Source organism: Desulfosarcina cetonica JCM 12296 (genome assembly GCF_001311845.1).
Classification (GTDB): domain Bacteria; phylum Desulfobacterota; class Desulfobacteria; order Desulfobacterales; family Desulfosarcinaceae; genus Desulfosarcina; species Desulfosarcina cetonica.
In genome coordinates, this window is sequence record NZ_BBCC01000233.1 from 1 (window position 1) to 8,878 (window position 8,878).

The 8,878-nt window shown below is 58.8% G+C and carries 9 protein-coding genes and 1 pseudogene; 3 read left to right on the plus strand and 7 right to left on the minus strand.

All coding sequences use genetic code 11. The features are described 5' to 3' along the window. On the minus strand, nt 1-755 hold a 755-nt coding region (locus JCM12296_RS30020; RefSeq protein WP_054700724.1), incomplete at its 3' end, for a DUF362 domain-containing protein. A 340-nt stretch (nt 756-1,095) separates the two neighbouring features. Between JCM12296_RS30020 and JCM12296_RS30025 the strand changes: the two genes are divergently transcribed. Then, nucleotides 1,096-1,380, plus strand: a complete 285-nt coding sequence (locus JCM12296_RS30025) for a ribbon-helix-helix protein, CopG family (RefSeq protein WP_054700728.1) — start codon at nt 1,096-1,098, stop codon at nt 1,378-1,380. A 3-nt stretch (nt 1,381-1,383) separates the two neighbouring features. Beyond that, complete coding sequence (locus JCM12296_RS30030; RefSeq protein ID WP_054700731.1) at nt 1,384-1,581, plus strand: hypothetical protein; 198 nt, start codon at nt 1,384-1,386, stop codon at nt 1,579-1,581. A 149-nt stretch (nt 1,582-1,730) separates the two neighbouring features. Here the strand turns inward: JCM12296_RS30030 and JCM12296_RS30035 are convergent, their stop codons facing one another. The 4 genes from JCM12296_RS30035 to JCM12296_RS30045 form a co-directional block, all read right to left on the minus strand. Next, nucleotides 1,731-3,935: an SUMF1/EgtB/PvdO family nonheme iron enzyme gene (locus tag JCM12296_RS30035; RefSeq protein ID WP_054700733.1), complete on the minus strand. Its 2,205-nt coding sequence runs from the start codon at nt 3,933-3,935 to the stop codon at nt 1,731-1,733. Continuing rightward, on the minus strand, nt 3,872-5,104 hold the full coding sequence (locus JCM12296_RS30040; RefSeq protein WP_054700736.1) for a metallophosphoesterase family protein: 1,233 nt from the start codon (nt 5,102-5,104) through the stop codon (nt 3,872-3,874). The genes JCM12296_RS30035 and JCM12296_RS30040 overlap by 64 nt, the downstream gene beginning before the upstream one ends. Further along, on the minus strand, nt 5,101-5,247 hold the full coding sequence (locus JCM12296_RS39165) for a hypothetical protein (RefSeq protein WP_157068020.1): 147 nt from the start codon (nt 5,245-5,247) through the stop codon (nt 5,101-5,103). Before JCM12296_RS39165 ends, JCM12296_RS30040 begins: the two co-directional genes overlap by 4 nt. Nucleotides 5,248-5,488: 241 nt before the next feature. After that, nucleotides 5,489-6,391 carry a LysR family transcriptional regulator gene (locus JCM12296_RS30045; RefSeq protein ID WP_054700739.1) on the minus strand — a complete coding sequence of 301 codons (903 nt, stop codon included), beginning with the start codon at nt 6,389-6,391 and terminating at the stop codon, nt 5,489-5,491. Between the two features lie 125 nt (nt 6,392-6,516). On the opposite strand from JCM12296_RS30045, the gene JCM12296_RS30050 reads away from it, so the two are divergent. Next, nucleotides 6,517-6,978, plus strand: coding sequence for a DoxX family protein (locus JCM12296_RS30050; protein ID WP_054700742.1), 462 nt, complete (start codon nt 6,517-6,519; stop codon nt 6,976-6,978). Nucleotides 6,979-7,102: 124 nt separating this feature from the next. Here the strand turns inward: JCM12296_RS30050 and JCM12296_RS51645 are convergent. Both JCM12296_RS51645 and JCM12296_RS30065 read right to left on the minus strand, forming a co-directional pair. Beyond that, nucleotides 7,103-8,433: pseudogene (locus JCM12296_RS51645) on the minus strand (HDOD domain-containing protein). Between the two features lie 32 nt (nt 8,434-8,465). Next, nucleotides 8,466-8,878, minus strand: a 413-nt coding sequence (locus tag JCM12296_RS30065) for an ADP-ribosylglycohydrolase family protein (protein ID WP_172684184.1), incomplete at its 5' end; no start/stop codon positions are given.

Consider the following 8,878-nt stretch of genomic DNA (forward strand, 5'->3'; position numbering starts at 1 on the left):
TTTAGCTCGGCGGCCCGCTGCAAAAACCGCAGGCGCCCCGGGTCCAGGCCCATCATGGTGGCGATCACCGCGTCCAGGGCCACGGCATTGTCCGCCGCCAGGATCAGGCCGATGTCGCGCAGCTCGGTGGAGGCTGGGCCGTTACCCTGCATGCCCACTACCGCGTCGACGATAAAGAGATCCGGCACGCGTAGCCGGAACACATCCACGATCAACTCATGAAAGCGGGGTGGATTGCCGGCCAACTTGTGCAAACGGGCCTTCTGGGCACCGGGCAAGATGCCGTAGCTGTTCTTGATCGCACCGGTCATTACGGTCAGCCCGTGGGTCTTGAACTTGGGCAGGCTGATGACCACATCGGCCTCCATGACCGCCCGGGATACCTGCACGGCCGGCATGTAGTCGGGATTGAAGGGTACCGTCACCGATTCGAGGCCGATGTTGCGATAATACCCGTGGGCCGCCGCGACAAGGCCGGCTTGCTCAAAGGCGATGGCATTCTCGCCGTAGCTGAACATGCCGGGGTTGTCCCCCACCACGATGGCCTCCGGATTGAGGCCCTCGACCTTCTGCACCACGGCGGAAAGCACTGCCGGATGGGTGACGATACCCTCGTCCGCCGTCGAAGCCCGCAGCACATTGGGTTTGATCAGCACCGTGCGGCCTTCCAGCCGTTGGGGAAAGCGTTCGAAGGCGCGGTCCACCGCCTCGCGCACGGTGTCATAGGTGGCCGGATGAATCATGACCGAATGCATGGCCGTTTTCCTTTTGGGGTTGTCTTTCGATTTGAGCGATCGAGCAGAAGTGTCGCTCTTTTGCCGTCCGCTGTCAATGTGTTCGCAACGGATCCCGGGGCAACCCGCGCATGTGCGGAAAACATGTCGCGGTCAAGGACCGCTCCTACAAACCCCGCAGGGTAATGTCAAATGTCCAATAAAAAATGCCAATTGGAGGTATTCTATCCAGTTAAATATCGACCCGATCCTTCAATTGACATTCGGATTTTGGCATTTGACATTCACCTCAAACTTACCTTGCACATGTGCGGCACATGTGCTACTTTCTGAATGAACCCGAACCCCAAGGAGAATTGCCATGGGAGCCACGGCCCTGAACGAAACCATGCGGCGCAAACCGATCCTCATGCCGCCCAAGATGATCGCCAAAATCGACCGCATCGCCCGCGATCGCAAGATCTCCTTTGCCGAGGTGGTTCGCGAGGCGGTCAACGCCTTCAGCGGCGATGCAGCGGCCGAGGATGATGCCCTGTTGGAAGCATTGGCCGAAACCATGATCCGCACCACGCAACACGTGGTCGAGCGCATGGACGCGGTGGAACAGCGGCTGGACGAAACCCACGCCCTCCTGGAAGAGTCATAAGCCATGGGTGTCAGCGAGAAAGTTATGGAAGCCCTGCGCTCGGGGATTTTGCTGAACGAACGGGTCAGCACCCTCATCGACCGGGTCGAGCGCATGGATCAGGATCTGCGCCGCATCAACGAGCGCCTCATCCGCCTGGAAACCATGGTTGAAATGGCCACCATGCAGTCGCGTATGCCATCGCCGCCGAAGATTGAGTAGCCGCCCTGCCGAACCTGATCCGGCGTCCACCACTCAGTTGAAAACCAAATTCATTTTCCCGCCGCCCCGTCGCACGGCCCAGCCGATGACGTTCCGGCTGCCGCACGGCCCTCCCTGACGGCTGTGCCCCCGACTCCGCTCCTGCCTGTCTAACCGGATTGACCTGGGAGCAAGACAAGCCGGAAGCCGACGTAGAAGCAGCGGTCGCCAGGCTCGCCTCTGTCGCGAAAAGCCGATCGGCAATTCCAGGCGGAATCGAACCAACTGCCGCCACGGATCACGCGGTACGGACGACGGGGGTTGTCGATCAAAGCACTACCATCATCCGGAGCATTCTTGTAACTTTCGTACCAGTCGTCCGCCACCCACTCGAAAACATTGCCGTGCATGTCATGCAAGCCAAAGGCGTTGGGTTCCTTCTCGCCAACCGCATGGAGCTTGCGACCAGAATTTTCACGGTACCAACCCACCCGATCCAGATCGCTATCCGAATCACCGCTATGGTAGCGGGTGGTGGTGTCCGCCCGGCAGGTATATTCCCAATGAGCCTCGTTAGGTAGCCATAATCCGGCCCAACGGGCATAGGCGTTGGCGTCTTCCCAGCTCACCCCCACCACCGGCTGGTTGGATTGGTTGAATTGACGATCATCCCAGTATTCGGGAACGGCGATATTGGGATTGGCGTTCAAAAAAAGTCCGTACTGGGCGTTGGTTACCGGATAGCGCCCCATGTAGAAATTGCCAACGTGTACACGATGCTGCGGTCCTTCTCTATCGAACCGCCCCTTTTCGGTTTCCGGCGAGCCCATCATAAACTCGCCGCCGGGGATCCTGACCAGCTCGTAGCCACTGGGATCCGATTTTATGGTGTCAGCCGCATCACGTTGGTTTTTATTCAATATCCATCGATGAATTATAGGTGAGTAATCCTTCCTCAATGCAGGTAATATCTGCTTAAGATCTTCCGGTGCGAACCGTTCAAGGAGTTGCAAGGCAAGCAGGCGTGGCTCTTCCCAGGAGGTCTTTTTTGCGGCTGCCCTCAAAAATCCTAAAAAGGGTTCGACTGACACTTCGGCCGCATCATCCAGGCATGACGTTACCAGATCTATATGTTTGGCAAAGTTCGGCGTCCGCAATACGGCATGCATAAATGGAGTAAACAGGCAGGGATCACTCATGCCTAACAGTAGCAAAATCACCTCCTGCCACCAGCTGTCGCCAAACCTGGCGGCCAGCTCATCAAGGATAGCCGGGGCCTCCACGGATCGCCGCCGCACCTCGCCGGCCGCCAGATACTCCTGAAAGCCCAGATGCATGAAGCCGTAATTGGATTGATCCCAACCGGTCAACAGGCCGCTCTGGTTGCGCACGGTTTCCAAGAAGTCCGCAGCGGTTCCATGGGTCCATCCGGCAGCCTTGAGCGCCGGTTCCATGACCGGCGCCAGTTCCACGGCCGAGGCGCGCGTGCGGCCCTCCTGCTGGTGCAGCCAATAAGCCACCGGCTGGAGCACCCGCCGTCCCACGGTTGCATCGATGGTGGAACGGACGCCTGTCGAATGACGCCACAGCTCCAGCAACACATCGGTACACTCATCGTAGAGCCGCACGCGGCGGTCAGGCAGTTTGCCGCCCCGGTCCAGATGCACCAGGCAGATATTGGTCAAGAGCAGCGGGTTGCGGGTCAGCTCGAATACCCGCCGTGCCCGGAATTCGGGCGCCTTGAGCCGCTCGACAAGATCGTCGGCTTGTTTTTTGGCGGATATCTCCGCCTGGTGGTGGTCGGTCATCAGGCATTTCTGCACCAGACGATACCAATTGCGGATGAAGGCCTCGGCCTGGTCGGCGCTCAGCGGTCGCAGGTGCATCTCGAGGAATTGCTCGTCGAGGCGCGCTTCCCGGGTATACCCGGCAAACCGGCAGGTCACGGCAACATGGCAGGAAGGGGCGGCCTTCAGGACGTTGGAAATCCATCGGGCAACCAACCGGCGGTCTCCAGCATCGGCCACCTCGTCCAGGCCATCGAAGAGCAACAGCAGACGGCCTCGGGCCATCAGGCGTTTCCCGAATCCTGCCGGGATCCCTAAATGGGGATCCTCCAACTGCTTTTCAATGAAGGCATCCAGTCCTTGATCCAGTTGCCGAAGCTCCCGCAGGGGCAGGAACACCGGCAGGATATCTGTGGGAAGGCCATACGCCTGGGGATCACCCCGCAGGCACCAGAGCAGCAAGCGTTTCAAATGGGTGGTCTTGCCGGCCCCCGGATCGCCCAGGATGACGATGCCACGCCGTTTCAGGGCCGATGATTGGGCAAAGGCATCCGGATGGAGATCTCCGCCGAACGGCCCATGCGGCAAACCTTTTCTTCGGCATCCGCCGCATCGGAAAAGCAGGCATCGCCCACGACCCGCAGATCCAGTGCAGCATGCAGCGGCACATAAATTTCTTCGATCAAAAGCGGTACGCGGGCCTTGGTCTTGAACCCGGTCAGGGGCAGGGATTCATGAAGCGACGCCATTTTCTCACGATAGACCCGAATATCGCCATCCAGGGCATGGTCATGGGTTGAAGCGTTGCTCGCGAGTGGGATTTCATCCGCTTTTTTCGGCGGTTCCGGTTCCGCTGGCCTTTCTGTCGCAGGCAATTCAATGGTGTAGCGCGGCAAGGGATCCTTGCCCTTGCCCTGCCGCCAGATGGCGTCGGCCTCCCAGGCGCCGTTCAGCTCCCGGCGGCAGCGCGTATTCACGGTCAGGGCGCTGTCGCTGAGCTTGAGCAGGTTGTACTGCAGGGGATATCCCGGCGTCCATTCCTTGACCGGCGCCCCGAAAGTGCCGGCGCCGATCACCCGAATCTGGCGGCCGTCCTCGGTCACGTCATAGTAGTATTGGTCAGCCTTGGCCTTGTGGATGTGACCATGCAGACAAACGCAAAACCCGGCTTTGGCCAGCTGCTGTAGAAAGCTATGATCCTTGATGCGGTCCTCGTCGGGTCCATTGAGCGGATGGTGCCAGACGGCAAACTTGTGGCAAGCGGCATAGGCTGGATTTTTGCGTATGGTGGTGAGCACATTGGCAATGGCATCCGGGCAGATGGATACAGGTTCCTTGACATAGTAACCCAGTCTCCAGGAGCTATTGAAGCCAACGATCACAAGGTTCAGCTCAGGCAAATGATGAAGTGTAGCCTGGTGGTTATAGTCAACGGGGTAAACTTCTTTTTTAATCAACTGGTAAAAATCGTTAAAATATTGAAAGCGTAGCGGGTATGTTGCTGGGTCCTCAACCCTGACAGCATCCTCACTAATTGACACATATTGTCCTTCGACAAGATCCGCTTTAACTGCCTTGAGCTCTTTCAGGGGGTATCCGTCTCTTGCCAGCTCCCAGTTAAAGTCATGGTTGCCGGGTACCATGATGATTCGCGATAAGTTCAGCTTGAACTCATTGATAAGTTCATCCAGAAATTGTTTGGCCTGCTCATACTCCACCGCCTCTGAAAAATTCGCCACATCCCCGGAAATGATCATGCATCGAGCCGGTGGCACTGAAGGTCGCTACCTTTTAAATCCTCGGCCAGCTGGTTGAAGGCGTTTGTCGGTGACGTCTCGGTTCCAAAGTGCAGGTCCGAGAGGTGCAGGATATACCTTTCCGCGCTGGTGATCGGTGCCATACTGTCTCCCTGTCGATTTGAGCCGGATGATGGGGTGGAAATGGAAAAGTGGAACGTGGATCGTTTTTATAACCAATAACCGCCGCAGGAACAATCTTTTCTGCACGAATCAGGAGCATACCGATGCTTCAACGGATTCGTAAGAAGCCCGAGATCAAGGCTTGCGAGCCCTGAGGAGGGAGGCAGTACTGGGCGTACGCCGCAGTGACGAAGGGGGAGCGTAACGCCGATATCGGGTTTCTTACGGATCCGTCAACGCCCCCCGCTCCCCCCTCGTCGCCTCAAACATAAATTGCATGAACGCCTTCACCCGCGCGGTGTGGCGCAAATCCGGATGGGTGAGAATCCAGATGTCATGGTAGCAATTCTCAGGGAGATCCATTACTGCCACCAGTCGCTCGTCGGTATCGCCCACGTAGTGGGGCAAAAAGGTCAACCCGAGGCCCTGGCGGGCCAGGTGGTAGAGCCCGGTGAGCTTGTCGCTGGTGGCGACGATGGCGCTTTCGGGGATCAGGCGTCGCAGCCACCGGTCCGCCGGCAGACCGGCCAGGGCTTCGTTGGGAAGCAGGAAGTGATGACCGGCGAATTCTTCCGGTGTCCGTGGCCGGCCGTTTTGCGCGATGTAGTCGACGGCGGCATACAGACGAATGAGAATGGGCGCCAGCTTCCAGCCGACCATGGTCTCCGGTTGGGTGTTGACCGCCGGGATGACGATGTCGGCCTCGCGTTTGGTCAGGTTGGTGTAACGGGTCTTGATGTCCACATCGATGCGGATGTCGTTGTAACGGGCCTTGAAGCGCCGAATGTAAGGCGGCAACCAATGATACCCCAGGGTGTCGGTGGTCGAGATCTTCAGGGTACCGCTCAGGCGAATATCCTTGCCCAACAGCGTACGCTGGATGGCGTGCATTTCTTCTTCGACGGCCTGCACCCGCTGCAGGATCTCTTCACCGGCCTCGGTGAGCACATAGCCGGTTTTCAGGCGCTCGAATAAACGCACGTCCATGCGCGCCTCAAGGGCATTGATGCGCCGGAAAACGGTCGAGTGATTGACCGAAAGCGCTTCGGCAGCGGCGTTGAGGCTGCCCAGGACGGCCACCTTGAGAAAGTAGTGATAGTCGTTCCAATCCATGGTATTTTGCATAATTGCAATCCCCATTTGCAAAATAATAGAGTTGAATTGCAATAAAACAAAACCCATCTTTCACGTCAAGCCGGGAGTTCAATGCTCCCGCAAAACCTGAAACCAAAATTCATAAGGAGTCCACCATGAATGCAAATACCACTTCCCCCTACGCGGCACTGATTCTGCGCCTGTCCCTGGGCAGCATGTTCCTGGCCCATGCCGGGCTCAAATACGTTGTCTTCACCCTGGCCGGTGCGGCCGGCTTCTTCGGCTCCCTCGGCCTGCCCCCTGCCCTGGCCTACGCAACCTTCTTCCTGGAGCTGATCGTCGGTGTGGCCCTGGTGGCCGGCATCCAGACCCGCCTGGCGGCGCTGGTCGGCATTCCCATCCTGGCCGGCACCATCGTTTTCGTCCACGGCGCCAGTGGTTGGGTCTTCTCCAATCCAGGCGGCGGCTGGGAGTATCCCGCCTTTCTGATCGCCGCCAGCCTGGTCCAGGCCCTTATAGGCGATGGGGCGTTTGCCCTGAGCCGGGTGCTGTCCGGAAAACGCCGGCAAGACACCTTATGGTCCCAGGCCGTGCCGGTTCCCGAACCTTCCAAATAGGTCGGATTCGTAATAAGGGCGCTGAAGCCGGAGGCGTGCAAGGCGAGCCCTTTCCGGGATAAAACCCGGCAAGGGTTTGTTTTTTGGGAATGGCGGGACGTGAGGGCGGTTCGCTTGCGGGCCATCAGCCGAACAGATAGCGCAGTTGCTCCATATGCAGGGGAAGTTCGGCGACGGCTTTTTCACGCGTCGTCGCATCGATCGCCAGTGCTTCCGGCATGGTATCGAGCGTTTCCGGATCCATCGGCGCCAGGCTGAACCCGGCCCGTTTGGCAAGCCAGTTGGCCTGTTGCAGGATCTTGAGTTGGTGAGGGACTTCTTTTTCTCCGGTGGCGGGATCATGGTGGCGTTGAACGACCTTGCCGTAAATCTCCAGGCAAGCCATTTTCTGCATCAGAAGAACCCCAAGACGCACATGATGCGCGTCCATCAGCTGAATCAGCTCCGCCTCGCTGGCGGGCGTGTGTCGATCGGCTTTGCGTCGCGCCACATCGGCGGCCGCCTGGAGCAACAGCAGCTTGCCGGTATCATGCAGAAGGCCGATGGAAAAAAGATCTTCGTCGGCCTCGCCATCGGGGCTCAAAAACGACATCTGGGTGGCGTGCGCGCAGGCCAAGGAGTGCCACCAGAGTCTGTCGACGAGGGCTTGGTAAGGTGGATGGGTGGTCGTAAAAAACCGCGGCAGCAAAGGGACATGACCAATTCGCTGGCCCGGGAAAGTCCCAGGCGGTTGATCGCCTGGTCGATGGAGGCGCTCCTGCCCATCCCGCGATAATAGGCGGAGTTGGCGGTCTTGAGCAACTGAGTCGAAATGGCCGAATCCTGCCGCAACAGGTTGGCCACATCGGCGATCTCCGCCCCGCAATCGATCAACTGTCGCACCCGCATGGCGATTTTCATGGCCGGCGGAAGTTCCGGATCACCGGTTGACAGCTGCTTGGCAACCTTGTCGGCCAATACGGCACCGTCCAGGGCCGTTTTCTCCATGGCAGACGCAGCCGAGGTCTTGTCCTCCAACACGCCATGGTCATGCAGCGTGCCGATCAGCTTGGCCTTGTCCAGCGGTTTTTCGATGAAATCATCACATCCGCTGAGCAGGCAATCGGTAATCATTTGCCGGCCGGACTGTTCGGTGGTGACCAGAATGTGCGCGCGCTGATCGGGCGGCAGACTCGACCGGTCTTCGATCTCCCGGAAGGCGGCAAGGATGGTCTCCCCACCGGCACCGGTAACCTTGATATCAACGAGTACCAGTTGGTACGGCACACCAGTATCGATGGCGGACCGGAACCGCGCCAAAGCGGACTCCCGATCGCTCGCATCATCACATTTCCCATAAGGCAGCAAAAATGAAACCGCCGTCGTTAGACTGGATGCATCGTCGTCAACGACCAGGATGCGCATCGTATCTCCCGCGTTGGTGTGCGAACGTCTCATGAAAACAGCGACTACCATAGCAGATGGCGCCCCGTTTCACATGTAGCGTTTTAAATTGCACCATCCGCACCGGATGAATCGGCGGCCACGGCCAGTGCCTCGGCCAACTGGACCAGGGCTTGGCTGTCTTCGAGACCGTCGAGAAAACGCCGCGGAATACCGGAAAGACCGGTTTGGGCACCGGTCAGCGCGCCGGTAAGAATGGCCCGGGCCTGATTCTGGCCGCCGCCGTTGACCGCATGCAACAAGGCCGGCTCGAAATCATCGTGAAAGCGGGCCGCCAGGTAGTAAGCTGCCGGCAACTGATGATAAATGGCACAGGGCATGCCGTAAACAATGGAAACTTTCCAGGCCGGTTCGATGCGGAGCTTCGGGTCGGCGGCGGCCATGGCCATGTAGGACGGGGTCAGCAAAGCATCCGGGGAGGCGAAGCGGCCCGCGCGCGGCGGGTCGGGATCGCCGG

Bases quoted from the DNA above. Each gene is read 5' to 3' on its own strand.
- JCM12296_RS30050 (WP_054700742.1), top strand. From the start codon at position 6,517: ATGAATGCAAATACCACTTCCCCCTACGCGGCACTGATTCTGCGCCTG.
- JCM12296_RS30030 (WP_054700731.1), top strand. From the start codon at position 1,384: ATGGGTGTCAGCGAGAAAGTTATGGAAGCCCTGCGCTCGGGGATTTTG.
- JCM12296_RS30025 (WP_054700728.1), top strand. From the start codon at position 1,096: ATGGGAGCCACGGCCCTGAACGAAACCATGCGGCGCAAACCGATCCTC.
- JCM12296_RS30040 (WP_054700736.1), bottom strand. From the start codon at position 5,104: ATGATCATTTCCGGGGATGTGGCGAATTTTTCAGAGGCGGTGGAGTAT.
- JCM12296_RS30045 (WP_054700739.1), bottom strand. From the start codon at position 6,391: ATGCAAAATACCATGGATTGGAACGACTATCACTACTTTCTCAAGGTG.
- JCM12296_RS39165 (WP_157068020.1), bottom strand. From the start codon at position 5,247: ATGGCACCGATCACCAGCGCGGAAAGGTATATCCTGCACCTCTCGGAC.